The 16,283-nt window shown below is 36.6% G+C and carries 15 protein-coding genes; 5 read left to right on the top strand and 10 right to left on the bottom strand.

The features are described 5' to 3' along the window. Nucleotides 1-29: 29 nt before the first annotated feature. From FW780_RS22255 to FW780_RS00170, 4 genes are all read right to left on the bottom strand, one after another. Nucleotides 30-194 carry a bacteriocin-like protein gene (locus FW780_RS22255; protein WP_167510631.1) on the bottom strand — a complete coding sequence of 55 codons (165 nt, stop codon included), beginning with the start codon at nt 192-194 and terminating at the stop codon, nt 30-32. Nucleotides 195-285: 91 nt separating this feature from the next. After that, the gene (locus tag FW780_RS00180; RefSeq protein ID WP_149831658.1) at nt 286-921 is read right to left on the bottom strand and encodes an ATP-binding cassette domain-containing protein; all 636 of its coding nucleotides are present in this window, start codon (nt 919-921) and stop codon (nt 286-288) included. Next, nucleotides 908-1,819, bottom strand: coding sequence for a hypothetical protein (locus tag FW780_RS00175; protein ID WP_149831657.1), 912 nt, complete (start codon nt 1,817-1,819; stop codon nt 908-910). The genes FW780_RS00180 and FW780_RS00175 overlap by 14 nt, the downstream gene beginning before the upstream one ends. A 312-nt stretch (nt 1,820-2,131) precedes the next feature. Next, nucleotides 2,132-3,433 (bottom strand): Ig-like domain-containing protein, encoded by a 1,302-nt coding sequence (locus FW780_RS00170; RefSeq protein ID WP_149831656.1) that lies wholly within the window; start codon nt 3,431-3,433, stop codon nt 2,132-2,134. A gap of 235 nt (nt 3,434-3,668) precedes the next feature. Here FW780_RS00170 and FW780_RS00165 point away from each other — a divergent pair, with 235 nt between their 5' ends. From FW780_RS00165 to FW780_RS00145, 5 genes are all read left to right on the top strand, one after another. Beyond that, nucleotides 3,669-4,550, top strand: coding sequence for a cupin-like domain-containing protein (locus FW780_RS00165; protein ID WP_149831655.1), 882 nt, complete (start codon nt 3,669-3,671; stop codon nt 4,548-4,550). 136 nt (nt 4,551-4,686) lie between these two features. After that, the gene (locus FW780_RS00160; RefSeq protein WP_149831654.1) at nt 4,687-5,400 is read left to right on the top strand and encodes a hypothetical protein; all 714 of its coding nucleotides are present in this window, start codon (nt 4,687-4,689) and stop codon (nt 5,398-5,400) included. 52 nt (nt 5,401-5,452) lie between these two features. Continuing rightward, nucleotides 5,453-5,983: a TetR/AcrR family transcriptional regulator gene (locus tag FW780_RS00155; protein ID WP_149831653.1), complete on the top strand. Its 531-nt coding sequence runs from the start codon at nt 5,453-5,455 to the stop codon at nt 5,981-5,983. Nucleotides 5,984-6,314: 331 nt separating this feature from the next. After that, on the top strand, nt 6,315-9,125 hold the full coding sequence (locus FW780_RS00150; protein WP_149831652.1) for a TonB-dependent receptor: 2,811 nt from the start codon (nt 6,315-6,317) through the stop codon (nt 9,123-9,125). 6 nt (nt 9,126-9,131) lie between these two features. Then, nucleotides 9,132-10,166: a phytase gene (locus FW780_RS00145; protein WP_149831651.1), complete on the top strand. Its 1,035-nt coding sequence runs from the start codon at nt 9,132-9,134 to the stop codon at nt 10,164-10,166. A gap of 320 nt (nt 10,167-10,486) precedes the next feature. Here the strand turns inward: FW780_RS00145 and FW780_RS00140 are convergent, their stop codons facing one another. The 6 genes from FW780_RS00140 to FW780_RS00115 form a co-directional block, all read right to left on the bottom strand. Continuing rightward, nucleotides 10,487-11,209 carry a sterol desaturase family protein gene (locus tag FW780_RS00140; protein WP_149831650.1) on the bottom strand — a complete coding sequence of 241 codons (723 nt, stop codon included), beginning with the start codon at nt 11,207-11,209 and terminating at the stop codon, nt 10,487-10,489. A 79-nt stretch (nt 11,210-11,288) separates the two neighbouring features. Then, nucleotides 11,289-11,558: a hypothetical protein gene (locus FW780_RS00135; protein WP_047384268.1), complete on the bottom strand. Its 270-nt coding sequence runs from the start codon at nt 11,556-11,558 to the stop codon at nt 11,289-11,291. Between the two features lie 116 nt (nt 11,559-11,674). Beyond that, nucleotides 11,675-13,015: a S41 family peptidase gene (locus FW780_RS00130; RefSeq protein WP_149831649.1), complete on the bottom strand. Its 1,341-nt coding sequence runs from the start codon at nt 13,013-13,015 to the stop codon at nt 11,675-11,677. Between the two features lie 6 nt (nt 13,016-13,021). Further along, complete coding sequence (locus tag FW780_RS00125) at nt 13,022-13,765, bottom strand: hypothetical protein (protein ID WP_241676805.1); 744 nt, start codon at nt 13,763-13,765, stop codon at nt 13,022-13,024. Between the two features lie 178 nt (nt 13,766-13,943). Beyond that, entirely contained in the window at nt 13,944-14,867 is a 924-nt protein-coding gene (locus tag FW780_RS00120; protein WP_149831648.1) for a T9SS-dependent choice-of-anchor J family protein, read from the bottom strand. Nucleotides 14,868-14,941: 74 nt separating this feature from the next. Then, on the bottom strand, nt 14,942-16,234 hold the full coding sequence (locus tag FW780_RS00115) for a hypothetical protein (protein WP_149831647.1): 1,293 nt from the start codon (nt 16,232-16,234) through the stop codon (nt 14,942-14,944). Nucleotides 16,235-16,283 lie beyond the last annotated feature (49 nt).

Below are 16,283 nucleotides of genomic sequence, written 5' to 3'. Positions count from 1 at the left end.
TTCGGAAGGTTGCTTTATAATAGAAAAGATTATGCACATAGAAGGTTTCCACAGCCGCCACCGCCACCGTTTCCATTAATATAATAACAAATGGATGTAGGACAGCTACATGCAATACACTCACTTGCTGCTGCCGGGCGGCCTCCCGTAATTGTTTTTAAATTTTGTCTCGCGATTTTCTTTAAATTTTTCATAATAAATAAGTTATTAGTTTGTGACGGTAATTTAATAAAAAAATCATTGAGAGCGCTTTCTCCAGATGTTAAAATAATATAAAAAAACAGTCTAGAATTTAAGTACATTCAATTGACTGAATTCTTCCTTATCATAGATCCTTTCAATAGTGCCGTTTTGCAGAAAGGCAATTTTATCACAGGTATGAAAAAGAGTTTCAATAATATGGGAACTCACAATAACTATTTTGTTTTCCGATTTCAACTGTCTGATGATCTCATAAAGGATATGAACTCCTTCAAAATCTACTCCATTGAATGGTTCATCCAGAATATTAATAGGTTTATCCAGCATCAGCATTCCGATAAGGGCCAGCTTTTTCTTCATTCCACTGGAATAATACTGCACATATTTTTTCATCGGAAGATTGAATTTTTCAATAATCTCTTTAATTTCAATTTCTTTTTTTGAAGTAAAATAAGCAAGATATTCTTCTCCTGTAATGTAAGGGTAAAAATAGTTTTCGGTTTCAAGGTAAGAAATCATTTCCCGCTTCAACCGTTTATTCTTCCAGGTGATATCCCCCGAAAATGGCATGCTTTGGTACAGAGATTCAAACAGTGTGGTCTTTCCTGCCCCGTTTTTTCCAAGCAGTCCCAATATGCAGCCTTCTTCTATGGATAGATTCAGGTGGTTTAATACATTCTGATTTTTAAAATGAACATGTATATTTTTAATCTCCAACATAGGTTCTGATATTTTGAGATGCTTCTTTAATATTATTTTTCAAGATGAATACCGCCGGGATAATCGTTATACTGCATATTATATATTCAATAAAAACACCTATAGTGTAATAATTGCTCTTTTCTTTATGATGGTAATGTTTGTATTTTCTGGTCAGGATCAACATAAAATACAGGTTCATAAAAGCAAAATAATAAAGTATATAAAAACTTTCGACAGAGTGCAGAATCAGAAACAGGCAGTATGTTGGCAACAATAAAGCATTGAAAAGCAGAGAATTTCTTCTGAGTTTCTCTTTTAAAGTATACTTTTTGAAATACATTTCCAGCATTTCTTTGTTTTCGTTAGGCTCGTAAAGATGTGAAATATAATCCAGTGCAAAAACTCCCGCAAGAATAAGAGCCACAAGATGATAAGCGGAACACCAGAGAATAACCAACCCCAGAACTGCCAGTAACGTATTTTTTCTCAGAAAGCTCTTCCATTCAAATAAATCATCCGGAATAAAGTTCCACTGCAATGTCATCCAGGGTTTGGTTCTTGGAGTGACAAAAGCCGGAAAAACAAACATCGGTAAAGAAAGCAATGCCGTTTTCTCAAATGTATAATGAATATTCCCGCATAACAAAATACTGTAAATAAATACCGTTTCCAGTACAATGATCCACCGCCAGCTTTTTACAAAGACTTTTTTAAGGAAAGGAATATCTTTTCTTTCATAATGAAACAGCAACACCAGTATAAAAAATAAAGGGGGATAATACCAGCTTTCAGGAAGCTTCATGATGACGAGAACTACCAGAATAATCAGAACAGGTACACCTGCTCTCGGGTTCAGGTTGAGCAGCCTGAAACTTTGATAAAATCTGAATTTTAAATGGTTGAATAATTTCTTCAAGGTTTTGCAGTTATCTTTTAATTCTTAATTTTTCGTAAACGGTTGTCTTTGATAATAGTTTTTATTACAAAGTAAATCAAAAGGGCCAGCATATGGCATCCTGATAAAACAAGCAGATAAAACCACCATACAAAACCTGTTCCTCCGCTGCTATCATAAATTAAATGATAATATAATATTGAATTGTATAAGCAGAACAGGATCATATTGATCCCACCAAATATCCGACTGTGCCTGAAAGTCACAATAATAAGAAAGAAACAAACTATTGAAGCTAAATATAAGAGCTGGTTATCAGTCATGATGATCAAATTATTTATCACTTGTTTTAAACTTCACCAGAAGCCTTTCATCTCTCAGGGGATAACCATCTTTAGACACAAAACTTTTGTTCGTTAGCACAAACTCATACTCTTTACCCGGTTTCAGATCTGCTGAAAGAATCAGTGTTCTGTCATTATTCTCCATACCTATTATTTTGGTAATCGGAAAATATTCTTTTCCTTTATGGGAAAGATTGAAGGAATAGCTTTTGGAAACCATTTCTTTTGAAAAGGTAATTCTTATTTCTTTTGTATCAGCACTTACATTTACGGAACCATTTGCAGGTTCTGTTTTTACAACATAGGGTAAATTTTTCCCATATTCTTTGATCAGCTTTTTCTTATCAATTTTTTCACTGAAAAATTTTGATCTGGTGAGAAAGTCTTCAACAGCTTTATCGTTATCATAATTCAGTTCAATAATATCTTTTACAGCCTGCTTCTTATCTTTTGCGTTCTGGTAGTAGGATTTACAAATCTCATATCCTATATAATACCCCAGATCAGCACTTTCACCTTTCTTTCTTCCATTATACAGCCAGTTTGCAAAATTACCGGTAAACATTTCTTTTTTAAACAAATTCTTCACCTCAGCGGTATGAGCGGCTCCATAGGAAAGATATTTTCTTTCCAAAGGCTTATTCATGACCAGTTCGGCAATCAGATCACATGCCCCTTCTTTGATAGATTGGCTCAGGACTCTTCTGCGGTCTCCAATCTGCTGGGTATGGATATATTCATGAACATTTAAGGAGACAATATTATCCAGAGACTGATTTTCAAAAACACCTTTTATCCAATCATCCTGAAACTCTGAAACATCTGTAGACGGAAGTCCGGTGGCAAGTTCAGCACCTACCAATACCTTATTTCCACTCACTGTTCCCCCGGAATTAAGTCCGCCTATCGTAAAATACATTTCAGCTTCTTTAAGCTCCGGATAGATTTCTTTCAGTCTCACAACACTGGCTTCCAGTTCATTGGTTTTAGTTTTTATCGTCAGGGTGTTTGGCCTGATGGAGTTCAAGAATTTAGGATACTTATCAATGATGCTTACAAATACCGTATCATTATAATCTCTGGCTTTCATAAAGGCTTTTAAACCTTCTGTTCCTTTGTCTGTGTATAATTTCTTAATCAGAGCCAGTTTTTGGGTATGATCTTTTGTTTTTTGAATGCTGTCATAGGCAACCCAAAAATTGTCAATATCTGAAGTATAAATTTTAGCTGATTTCTGTGAAAAAGCACTTGCAAATACAAGCGAAAAAATAATCGAAGTAAAACTTTTCATGGTTGTTTTTAATACCACAATGATACATACAATTATTATATTTCACAACTATCATTTTACAGCATAAACACTGTACATTGTAAGACTATTGGAGCTAAAAATCTATCGCAATAACTCTAAAAAAAGAGACAGAAATATGTATTTTATCATTTATTTATATCAATTCCAAATAATTTTATTTCTTTCCGTTTTATTGTCGCAAATATTTAATACTTTAGCTTAATAATTTGAACAAATGGGAATAATCCTTAAACCAATTGATATTGTAGATGATATTTCACAAGAAGATTTCCGTGAAAAATATCTAAAGCCATGTAAGCCAGTGGTAATCAGAAATATGGCAAGAAAATGGCCCGCCTACCAAAAATGGACAATGGAATATATGAAAGAAGTGGTTGGCGACGTTGAAGTTCCCCTTTACGACAGTTCCAAAGCAGATCCTGCCGCTCCTATCAATACTCCGACAACGAAAATGCCTTTTCGTGATTATGTTGACCTTATTCAAAGGGAACCTACTGATCTGAGAATTTTCTTCTTTGATCCTATAAAATTTGCGCCAAAACTTTTGGACGACTATGTTCCGCCAAAGAATCTGATGGGTGGATTTTTAGATAAATATCCGAGTATGTTTTTCGGAGGTAAAGGTTCTGTAACTTTCCTTCATTATGATATAGACATGCCTCATATTTTCCATACCCACTTCAATGGAAGAAAACATGTTCTTTTATTTGAATACAAGTGGAAATCCAGACTTTATAAACTTCCGTATGCTACCTATGCACTGGAGGATTATGATATTGCCAATCCTGATTTTGAAAAATTCCCGGCATTGGATGGTATTGAAGGAATTGAATGTTTCCTGGAACACGGAGATACTTTATTCATGCCTACCGGCTGGTGGCACTGGATGAAATATCTGGACGGATCTTTCTCTATTTCCCTGCGTGCATGGGACAAAAGCTGGGCTGTAAAAGCACATTCTCTTTGGAATCTTGCTGTGCAGCGTAATTTTGATAATTTCATGAAAGGCCGATACAAAAAAAGGTATATGGACTGGAAAGAAAGAAAAGCGGTAGAGATCGCTAATAATGCATTAAAAAGAGGACTTCCTAAGTAACAGGAAGAATTTTATACTGATAAAAGAGGATGATTTATTATAATCATCCTCTTTTTTTGTTGAGAGACTTTAATTTTTTAAGATCTCGTTTAAAATTTAATTAAATTGCATAGTACGTTCCCTAATCCCCGTGTATATGTTTGAAAAATTAATCGATAGTTTTGAGAAACTGTGTCTGCAGATTATTATTGAAATATTACTGGTTCCGGTAACTGTTTTCAAATTGTTTCAGGATCCCCGCCGCTGCTATGATCTTTCTGTACATGAGATGGAAAAAGAAGAAACCGAACGTTTTCAGGATTATCTTTCTCCCATTAAGCTTTCCGTGTATACCTCTGTCATTATTTCTGTACTTCTGATGGACTACGGTGGTGAACACGATATTATTTCAAAGATCAAGGGATTAAGCATGGTAGAAAAAGCCCTGTTTATATTTCTGATGAATAATATTACCGCAGTACTTTTCAGTGTTGCTTTATTATGGTACAAAAAGGAAAAAATAAATACAACCACTTTCCGGACTTTGTTGTTTTCTTTCATTTATACCACCGTGTATACTTCTACTCCATTTTTTATATTAATCAGTTCTGCTATGTTTCTGGGACAAACCATTAATGTGGAATCTTATCTGGATCACCTCGGAAAAGTAACCAATTATGAAACAAGAGATTATCTGTTTTTTCTGGTCTTTCTGGTTTTTATTATCATTGGTCTTATTGGTATTTTCAAACTTTTCAAAGCTTTGCATTATATTCTGAAGAATAATTTCAGTTATCATCCCTATGTTGTCTGGTTTTTTACTCTGTTATTTTTCGTTATACAACTGTATTATGCCAGAGGGTTTATTTAAAAATGTACCAGTCTGTTCATATTTTATTTACATTTGTGGTAAATTTTAAACTATGCCCAAACCTCGTGAAAGAATAGTAAGCACCGCTATGATCCTCTTCCATCAACAGGGCTACAACAATACAGGGATCAATCAGGTTATTGAAGAGGCAAAAGTATCAAAAGCAAGTTTTTATCAGCATTTCAGATCTAAAGATGAACTTTGCATTGAATTTCTTAATAAAAGATATAACTACTGGGCGTCTGAGCTTGAAGAATTTATATCAGAAGCAAAAACAGTACAGGAAAAAATCCTGAAGTCTTTTGATTTTCTGATTGATATGAATAAAAGAGAAGACTTCAGAGGATGCAGCTTTCTGAATATTTTATCTGAAATTCCGGCTGATAAGGAAGAGATCCACAAGGTAATCCGATATCATAAAAATAAGCTGAGAGAATGCTTCACTGAAGACCTTCAAAATGATGTTATATCAGCCCATATCTATCTTCTTTTTGAAAGCTCTATACTCACAAGCCAGCTTTACAGATCCAATGAATTGATAGAGAAATCTAAAATGATTGTGCAGGAAATACTTAATGATTAATATTTTCAAAATTTAAATACATTATTTGGATTCCTACGGAATGACAATATGCGTGTGTATTAATAATTATTTCATCAACTATATTCGTGTATCCATACAGTTTGTCATCCCATACGAATCCATACTTATCTTATCATCAAACCTTTTTCGTCTGAACTTTAGCAATAACATCTTTTATCTTTTATCTTTTATCTTTTATCTTTTATCTTTTATCTTTTATCTTTTACAAAACTCTGTATTAACAATTCTTAAGAAACACTTAATTTTCTCTTCAACACTTTCCCCAAACAGACGTTTAATTTTGTTGTGATTTTTATCTAAAAAAGGAAAAGTGAAGAAAATTTTTACATCTGTTTTGTTTTGTGCCTCTATTTTTTTCTATGCACAAACCGGATCTCTTTCCGGAAACATTAATGACGACTCGAAAATTGCCCTGCCGGGAGCCAAAATTTCTCTGAGTCCGGGGAATATTTATACAACCTCAGATGAGCATGGAAACTTTGTTTTCCTGAATGTTCCTCCGGGAAGTTATACCATGAAAATTGATTATCTTGGTTATGGTGTTCATGAATACAACGTGACAGTTGAATCTGAGAAAAATACCCGCCAGAATATTATTTTCGACAAAAAAGAAACCTCTATTGCAGAAGTTGTAGTCTCAGGAGCTACTTTAAAAAATCAGGCAAGAGCTTTAAACAAGCAAAAAAACAACGCCAATATTACCAATGTCATTTCTTCTGATCAGATCGGGCGTTTTCCTGATGCCAATATCGGGGATGCTTTGAAACGTGTTCCGGGAGTTACCATACAGAATGACCAGGGAGAAGCCAGAAATTTAATTATCAGAGGACTTGCTCCCAATCTTAACTCCGTTACCCTGAATGGTGACAGAATTCCTTCTGCTGAAGGAGATAACCGTAATGTACAGATGGATCTGATTCCTTCTGACATGATCTCCACGATTGAGGTTAATAAAACTCTAACCCCTGATATGGACGCTGATGCCATCGGAGGTTCTGTAAACCTTATTACCAGAGCTTCCCCGAACGGACAAAGGATTTCTGCAACCGTTGCCGGAGGATACAACCCGATCCGTGAAAAAGGAAATTATACCGCAGGATTTGTCTATGGAAACCGGTTTTTAGACAAAAAATTGGGTGCTGTATTCAGTTTTTCCTATAACAACAACAATTTTGGATCGGATAATATAGAACCGGTATGGAGCCAGGCGAATGATCTTGCACAGACTGTTTATGTAAGCAAAATGGGTGTACGTTATTATAATGAACACCGTATCAGACATAGTTTTGATCTTAATATGGATTATGAATTCAATTCCAAAAACAAGATCTACGCTTCTGCAATGTATAATTTCAGAAATGACAAGGAAACCAGGCTGGCATTAGGGTATAAAATAAAACCTGTTTATAACGCTGATGAAACCGAAATTACAGACTGGAAAGGAAGTATCACAAGACAAAATAAAGGTGGTGATGCAGATAATGACAATACCCGCCTTGAAAAACAAAAGGTTCAGAACTATGCATTAAGAGGAGAACATTTATTAGGTTCCAAGGTAGATCTCGACTGGTCAGTAAACTACGCCATTGCTAGTGAAGATAAGCCTCATCAGCGTTATATTGAGTTTGAAAACAGCAAAATGAATTTCTCTCCTGACCTTAGTAATCCTGAAAAACCGATGTTCAATCTTCTTGCTGCAGATAATTTAGGAAGTTATAAATTGAGTGACCTTTCGGATGCGAATAATTTTACACAGGAAAAGGAACTGGGAGCAAAAGTGAATGTCCGTTTTCCATTTTCTGTAATTGATGGCCAGAAAGGACGTCTTAGGACCGGTTTCCGTATGCGTCTGAAGAAAAAAGAAAGAGAAAATGATTTCTATGCTTTTACTCCTGTCAGCACTATGGGAAGTCTTTTGTCTGTGCCGACAATATATCTTGACGGCCAGAACTTCCAGCCGGGAAATTATGTTCCGGGAGCATTCGTTGATCCAGCGTATCTGGGAGGACTGGATTTATTCAATCCTACTTTGTTTAATGGTAAATTAAAGCCTGAGAAATATCTTTCAAGCAACTACAATGCAAAGGAGCAGATCTATGCAGGTTATATCCGCTGGGATCAGGATTTCAATGATCAATTATCCATGATTGTTGGAGCGCGTGTTGAAACGACCAGCATTGATTATACCGGAAATTATGTAATGAACGAAAAGGATCTGGCAGGGCAAATCAATAATACCAATACCTATACGAATATTCTTCCGAATATTTCCTTTAAATATGTTCCGATACAGGATCTTGTGCTTCGTGCAGCCTTTACCACAGCTCTTGCACGCCCGAATTATTACTCATTGGTTCCTTACTTAAATGTTATTTCAGAGGATGAAATTGTGACCGCAGGAAATCCAAACTTAAAAGCAACCTATGCGTATAATTTTGATTTTATGGCAGAAAAGTACTTTAAGTCTGTAGGAATTCTTTCAGGAGGTATTTTTTATAAAAACCTGAATAACTTTATTTACACCTATTCCCAAAGAAATTATACGGCAAATGATTTCGCAAATGATTTTGCCGGGCAATCTAACCCTATTCCTGCAGGGGAAAGCAACTGGAAGTTTACCCAGCAGCGTAATGGTGATAATGTAGATATTTATGGTTTTGAAGTGGCTTTACAAAGACAGCTTGACTTCATCCCCGGAGCTTTCTGGAAAGGTCTTGGAGTTTATGTAAACTATACTTATACCAAATCCAAAGCAAAAGGAATCACCAATGAAGAAGGCATTGAAAGAACAGATGTAGGGTTTCCGGGAGCAGCTCCTCATATGTTCAACGGATCTCTTTCGTGGGAAAACAAACGTTTTTCAGCCAGAGTTTCCATGAACTACGCCTCTCATTATATTGATGAACTGGGAGGAAAAGCCTTTGACGACCGTTATTATGACAAACAGTTTTTTCTTGATGCCAATGCTTCCTACAAGATTACAAGCCAGCTAAGAGTTTTTGCAGAAGCCAATAATCTGACGAATCAGCCGTTAAGGTACTATCAGGGAATCCAAAGCAGAACCGCTCAGGCTGAATATTACAGACCTAGGTTTACAATGGGGGTGAAATTTGATTTTTAAATACACATGAAAAACATACATTATATATTGGCTCTTTCAGTTCTTCCTTTTGTGATGAACTGTACAGGGCAGAAAGATTTAGCAGAAAAATTAAAACCAACTGTTATCACGGAAACTGTGGTTCATGATACGGATGATCCCACTATATGGATCAATCCACAAGATGCCTCAAAAAGTATCATCATTGGAACCGATAAAGACACGGATGGCGGATTGTACGCCTTTGACCTTAACGGAAAAATCATCAATAAGGTTTTGGGATTGAAACGTCCCAATAATGTTGATCTGGAATATGGTTTTATGCTCAATGGTAAAAAAACGGACATCGCTGCCGTAACGGAAAGAGAAACCAACAAAGTAAAATTATATACGCTCCCTGAACTGAAAGAAATTGGAGAAATCTCTGTATTTGACGGAGAATCTGAACGTGGTCCGATGGGAATTTCAATGTATAAAAATCCGCAGACAGAAGAAATTTTTGTCATTGTGGGAAGAAAATCAGGTCCGGCTGACGGCTACCTTTGGCAGTATAAACTGATTGAAAAAGATGGTGTCATTACAGGAGAAGTTGTTCGTAAATTTGGAAAATATAGTGGCCTGAAGGAGATTGAAAGCATTGCTGTAGATGATGAAATGGGTTATATCTATTATTCTGATGAGCAGTTTGGCGTTCACAAATATTATGCAGATCCGGCCAAAGGAAATGACGAATTATCTGTCTTTGGGAAAGGAGATTTTAAATCTGATGTGGAAGGAATTTCAATCTATTCTACTTCTAAAGGAAAGGGATATATTCTGGTTTCAAATCAGCAGAATGACACCTTCAACGTTTACTTAAGAGAAGATCAGTCCAAAGGAAGAATTGCTGAAATTCCTGTTTCTACGCTGGAAAGTGATGGTTCTGAAGTAACAAATGTTAATTTAGGTCCTAAATTTCCTAAAGGAGTTTTCGTTGCGATGAGCAATGGCAGAGTATTTCACTTTTATGACTGGAGAATGGTTGAGAAAGCTATCAAATCTGCCGTGAAATCTACTAAATAAAAATTAACCTTTAAACCATTAAGGCTAATAAGGTTTTAAGAGTATTAAGTTGAACTGCATTGTCATTGTGAACCACAGGTGAAGCAATCTCATGAGTTGACTTCAGCTTAATACTCTTCATTGTTCTTAATAACTTAGGATTTAGAATACTTCAACGCAAAGGTTATTTTAAATTGGATAATATTTTAAGAGAACTAAGAAAGAGTTGATTTTCAATCAACTAATGAAGCAAATCATTTATCTTTAAACTTTGCGTTTGGGAATAATTACATTGTTACATCGCAGTAACAACTTCCATCTTCCTGCCTCCCTCTTCCCTCCTACTTATACGTCCCAAACACCCTATCCCAAATAGAAGTATAAAATCCGAAATTTTTACTCTCATCCAAATGGTGCTGGTTGTGAAATCTGGTTGTTCCCACAAAAAAACGATCAAAAGAGGCCGGAAAAAACTCTCTGTTCAGATGTCCAATGGTTCCCCAGATAAGGTTGAGCAGAAGGTAAATTGAAATGGAAACTACAGAGAAATCATACCCAATAAGCAAAGCGAGCATCATCAATCCGAATCCTATGGTTTCAAGAGGATGAAGAACAAAAAGGCTCAGAAAATTGGTACTTACATGCTCATGGTGTTTTCTATGCAGAATTTTATAAACAAAAGGCAGATGGGCTCCATAATGAAAGAAATACATCAGAAGATCCATCAAAAGAAGCAAGGCCACAACTTCTGCTGTCATCCTAACTACCGATTGAGTTTCTCCCAGCACAATCCATCCGTTTTTCCATAAGACAGCTCCCAGCAGCATGACAAAGCTGTTGCAGATTATAGTAAAGAGACTGAGATAGAAGTCGGATCTTGTGACAGGATGATTTCTTTCCTGCAGCAGGCTCTTACGGCAGGTTTTTTCAATAAAAACATATAAACCTATAGAAAACAGATACAGAAAGCAGTTAATGATAAGGCTGAACACTATCCATTCTGGCCAGGAAAACTGCCAGAAAAGATGCAAATAACCGAAAAGTTCTGTGTGATTAAAATTCATAAACCTGTCATCCTTCAACTTGATGTCATAAAGGTATGAATTTCATAGTAAAATCAAGTGATAAAGGAATTTTCAGGCATTATTTCTGTCTTGCCTTTCTTCTAAGCTCCCGAAGTCTTACGGTAAGGTTTTTCCGTAAATCATTATGATACTGCCGATAGTTTTTGATGCTGTTCTCCAGATTCTTTTTATTAAGCAGATATTCTTCATACAGATGACCCAGTTCTGAAATTTGTGTCGCCACCTCCGAAGGCTGGCTTTCAGGATCTTCTGCAGCTTCTATTAACAGACGGTAATATTCAATACGGCTGGTCAGGTTCATGTGAAGTTTCGGTTCTATTCCCTGCATGATTTTGTGATTTTATTGAGTTTCTGAATAGGTAAAAGAATAAAGAGATTTGATTTTTTACTTTTACTATTCGATATATTATTTTTTACTTTTATTATTAAAACACTTTTCAAATTCTATTTTTCCATCATAACCGGAGGCACGTCACTCTGATATAGAATTGTAACGTTTCCATTCTTTTCCTGACCTGCAGATTTGAAATAACCTCCGTTAAGTGCGGAAGAAATAAGGGTTTCATTAGCATCCCCCAAAGGTAATAGCGGCAGTCCTGCATATTCGTTGACAATGATCTGTGGAGTAATTCCATTACTATATTCTCCGGCTCCGCTGGCATTAAACACTTTATAAATTACCGGATGAATCTGCCAGGAGATTTTTCTTGGTTTCCGCTTGTCTTCCACTACAAATCCTGCCATATCTTTACCTAAAGTAGTATCTCCGATCTGAATAACCTGCATATACGGCTTCAGATTGTTGATGACAATTTCTGCTGCAGATGCTGTACTGTTGGATGTGAGAATAAATACTTTCTGCAATCCCAATGCATTGGCACGCAGAGCATTAAAATCAAGAGCTTTAGGATCATAAGCGATCTGTTGGGCAAATGTTCTTTTTACTTCTCCTCCGTTTTTATTTCCTTTAAAAATAATGAATGGCGAACCAGATGACAGCCCTGAAGGAATCAATGAGCAAAGCGCTGCGGCAGACGATACCGAACCTCCATAGTTATAGCGAAGATCAAGAATCAGTTCCTGTACTCCGGCAGCCTTAAATTCTGCAAATTTTTGATTCAAAGCCTGAGTCATTCCGTCTGGAAAATCATAGATGTACAGGTATCCTGCTTTTTTACCATTTTTATCAAAAATTTTAGATAGAATGGGCTGTTCAAAAGAGAAGCCATAGTAAACGGTAATATTTTTTTCATCCGTAATTGCTCCATTTTGCCATTTTCCTACCGTAAGATCTACAACGGTTTGATCTTTAATGGATGAAGCCATTGATTCTGCGTTCGCTGCTGTAATAACTTTCCCATTGATTTTGGTAATAATCATTCCCCGTTCCAGCCCTGCATTGAAGGCAGGAGAGTTTTGAAGAACAAGCTTAATGATTGTAACGACCTGGTTATTGGCAAGCTTGGCAACGGTATAGTCGAACCCGTACATATTCCTTATGGAACGTGGATAAGTAGAAGAATCTTCTGTATTGACCATAAAAGAAAACCGGTCCTGGGAAGACAGGAGACTTTTAAAAAAATCCTTTACAGGAAGACGATAATCTGGTTTTGCAGGCATCTGATCTGCCCAATAATAATACCGTTTCATACTGTCCTGAACCCATAGATTCACAGATTCTGTACTTCCTTCCGGAAAAACAGGTGCGCTTTCGTCATTATTATTCGTACACGAAATGAGAAAGACTGCGATCGCAATGCATTGAAGTTTTAAAAAGTTTCTCATACACAATTACAGATATTCTGCGACATCAATATCTCCTTTTACCACCCATTCTCCATTTTCCATTTTTTCCTGAAGAACAATCATATTTGCCCCTGTGTGCTGTTTCAATTTCACCTGAATCATTTTAGACCCGGAATAAGGTTCTGTGGTTCCCGGTTTATACAATTCCAAATAAACAGGAGCTGTAGAACTGAAAAAACTGTAGATTTTTACTGCGGTAAAATTGTCTTTTCCAATGTTGTCAAATTCTGCCAGTACCACTCCATTTTCTCTTTTCAGAATGCCTTTCACGTCTTTCAGTGTGGTTCCTGAAAGTTCGCCCAGATTGGGGAAAATAAATTCAAACCCTACTTTTCCAAGATTTACCTGGGGTTTTACAGCATAAGTCTGCAGATAAATCCCAGGAAGATTGAAAAAGTATAAGTTTTTGTAATCATTTATATTGTCATACGTAATATTGTATTTTGCAATTTCGGTTCCCGTTTCATTATTATATACTGACAGTTTATTGGTTTCTTCCTGATCAAGAACAAACTGAAGCTGGGTTTCTATTTTATTGGTATAAGTGGTTTTTCCATCAATAGATACGGGCTGCCCATTGAACCTCAACTGAAGGACATCGGGCTTGGAAAATCCTTTGATATTAACCTCTCCGGGTTTCTGTACTTTATCATACAACTCCATTGTGTTGCTGTCTGTGCATGATAACAATGCAGTAAATAATAGTAGTAATGCAAAGATTCTATTCATCTTTCTTCAATTATTTCATTGTAAAACTTAAAAAATATTGCCCTACCCAAATGCAGGGCAATATATAATTATAAAAAAACTAGTTGGATATGTTCTGGATAGCCTTTATCAAATACTATCCATTATCTTATATTAAAATTCATGGTATTTCCAGAATCAGTTTCCAGAGGATGAAGAGTTACTTTTTAATAAACTTCAACCTTTCTGTAGTGTTTCCGTCTGTAATTTCTGCTATATAAGCTCCAGGTGTAAGACCTGTTGCATTAATCTCTTTAGAATACTGAGCGGTAAGTACTTTTTGTCCTGCTGCGTTGTAAATGGTTACCACCGTCATATTTTCTTTCAATGCCGGATTAAGTTGCAGCTGCAGCGTTTCTTTTACCGGATTTTGTGCTATTTGTGTTGCAATTTTGTTTCTTTTTACATCCTTAGTTCCCAAAAATGAAGTAGCGTAGATTCCCATTTCATCAATATTGATATTCTGGACATTATTTCCGCTTGTTTTTCTGTTTGACCACATTCCTATATAGATTTTCTTTCCTGCAAAAGCAGAAAGATCCACAAGGGATTCTACAAACTGGGTAAGATCAGCCGGAAAGGGATTAGCTGAATCACCTACCTGTATTTTATAAATACTCTGAACATCATTTCCACTTGCATCCACTGTCATTGCCTGGAAGTCCGATAGTGTAGGAACTTCTTTCTGTGGTGTGCTTACATAGATAAAAAGCTCTCTGGCAACAATAGTATGAGTAGATCTCTGTCTCCCGATATAGGCAGCAAGAGTAACGGTTCCTGCAGTATTTGTAAGATCAATCTGAGGAGAAATAATCCAGTCATTTTCTGTTGCAAATCCTGTAGCACTTCCAGTTGGAACCAAACTGATGGAGTGACGAAGAACGCCGGTAGTTCCATAGACTAAAGATGTTCCGTTGTGGTAGATATTCTGCCCCTGTACCCATCCGTTGCCATTGCTGTTCAAATCATGGAAAGTCCATCCCTGAAGGTCAGCAGGAGTATCAAAAGAACTTCCCCAAACCAGAGACTGTGCTGCAGCCAGGTGAGATAAAAACAGAACAGATGATAAAATTATTTTTTTCATAATGCTGATTATTAAATTTTTGAAGTAAAAGCAAGGAATCAGCATGTGCTGTTCCCTGCTTTTTAAAGTTTTTATTATTCTACAATGGAGAAATTGTATTTTGTCCAAAGTCCCTGGAAGTTTCCACAGTTTCTTGGAGATACATTCCAACCACCTTCGTTGAAGAAAGGCTGGCTCATACCCCATAGAGATGCAGGAGTTCCAGTCGCCAGGTTAGCTGCAGGGATTCCTGCTGTTCCTGTACCTGTAACTGAAGTAGTAAATCCGTGGATCTGGATTGTGTTGTATGCTGAAGCTGAAGAAAGTTCAGAACCTGTACCTTCTACTTTGATTCCCACAGGGTAACCTGTAACCACAGCGTTATTTAATGTTAATCTTCCGTGTCTTCTGATGTGGATCCCATTTTCATACAAAGCACCTTTAGTAGAGTTCTTAGAACCAATGATCGTAAGGTTGTTGATAACCGGGTGAGTCAACAATGATGTAGAAGAACCGTCTGCGTTGTTATCAAGCTCGATACCGTTAGAATCCGGGCTTGATCCGCTAAGACTGTGTGTAGAGTTGTAATCTGCCAAAGCAAGCGCACAAGTGATAGTTCCTGTATATCCGTTATCGAAATCGAAGTTATCATCATCTGCAGCGAAAGAAACAAGGTTTGAAGCGTTTACAGTACCACCGAAGAATTCAAAAGAGTCATCTTTCCCGAAAGATACCTGAATATGATCCAAAGTAGTTCCGTTTCCAACTCCTCCTAACGTAAGACCGTTGATTTCGTTTCCTGAGTTTGGAGCTAAAAGATCGAATCCTGCAAACTCAATACGTACATACTTTAATGTTCCACCGTTGTGAGACGCATTAGTACCTCCGTAATAGAAATCAGGACCAGATAATCCTTCAATTGTTTTTGTGAAAGGAGTGTTGGTAGGAGCATCTCCTAATATGATAACACCTCCGAAATCACCAGGAGCAGCAGTTGTATCTTCGTTTCCGTCTAACAATTTGTAGCTTGTGAAGATGATTGGCTGTGCTTCAGTACCTGCTGCGTTAATTTTTCCTGTTTTAGCAATTACCAAAACTCCTGTAGCTGTATTGCTTGTGTTTGGTTTAGCTTTAATGAATGTACCCGGCTGGATTGTAAGTGTAGCTCCATCTTTTACGGTTACAACTCCATCTAATTCAACTACACCGCTCCATGTAGTATTTGTAGTAATAGCACCACTTACGCTGGTTACCGGAAGAGCCGAAGCTGTAAGGTACTCAGCAGAAGTAGATTTCATTTCGAATGGAGATGATGAATCCGCCAGTTGATCGTTTTGACAAGCTGTAAGAGATAATGCTGCCACTGCAATTAGAGTTAGTCTTTTCATTGTTATAATTTTTAATAAATCCGGTCGTGTTATTTTATACCAGATCAGT

Source organism: Chryseobacterium sediminis, assembly GCF_008386505.1.
Lineage (GTDB): Bacteria > Bacteroidota > Bacteroidia > Flavobacteriales > Weeksellaceae > Chryseobacterium > Chryseobacterium sediminis.
Note: the sequence above shows the minus strand (reverse complement) of the source record. Positions and strands in the feature narration are given on the sequence as shown.

Excerpts from the sequence above, each read along its gene's own strand:
- FW780_RS22255 (WP_167510631.1), bottom strand. The coding sequence starts at position 194 with ATGAAAAATTTAAAGAAAATCGCGAGACAAAATTTAAAAACAATTACG.
- FW780_RS00180 (WP_149831658.1), bottom strand. The coding sequence starts at position 921 with ATGTTGGAGATTAAAAATATACATGTTCATTTTAAAAATCAGAATGTA.
- FW780_RS00170 (WP_149831656.1), bottom strand. The coding sequence starts at position 3,433 with ATGAAAAGTTTTACTTCGATTATTTTTTCGCTTGTATTTGCAAGTGCT.
- FW780_RS00165 (WP_149831655.1), top strand. The coding sequence starts at position 3,669 with ATGGGAATAATCCTTAAACCAATTGATATTGTAGATGATATTTCACAA.
- FW780_RS00160 (WP_149831654.1), top strand. The coding sequence starts at position 4,687 with ATGTTTGAAAAATTAATCGATAGTTTTGAGAAACTGTGTCTGCAGATT.
- FW780_RS00155 (WP_149831653.1), top strand. The coding sequence starts at position 5,453 with ATGCCCAAACCTCGTGAAAGAATAGTAAGCACCGCTATGATCCTCTTC.
- FW780_RS00145 (WP_149831651.1), top strand. The coding sequence starts at position 9,132 with ATGAAAAACATACATTATATATTGGCTCTTTCAGTTCTTCCTTTTGTG.
- FW780_RS00140 (WP_149831650.1), bottom strand. The coding sequence starts at position 11,209 with ATGAATTTTAATCACACAGAACTTTTCGGTTATTTGCATCTTTTCTGG.
- FW780_RS00135 (WP_047384268.1), bottom strand. The coding sequence starts at position 11,558 with ATGCAGGGAATAGAACCGAAACTTCACATGAACCTGACCAGCCGTATT.
- FW780_RS00130 (WP_149831649.1), bottom strand. The coding sequence starts at position 13,015 with ATGAGAAACTTTTTAAAACTTCAATGCATTGCGATCGCAGTCTTTCTC.
- FW780_RS00125 (WP_241676805.1), bottom strand. The coding sequence starts at position 13,765 with ATGAATAGAATCTTTGCATTACTACTATTATTTACTGCATTGTTATCA.
- FW780_RS00120 (WP_149831648.1), bottom strand. The coding sequence starts at position 14,867 with ATGAAAAAAATAATTTTATCATCTGTTCTGTTTTTATCTCACCTGGCT.
- FW780_RS00115 (WP_149831647.1), bottom strand. The coding sequence starts at position 16,234 with ATGAAAAGACTAACTCTAATTGCAGTGGCAGCATTATCTCTTACAGCT.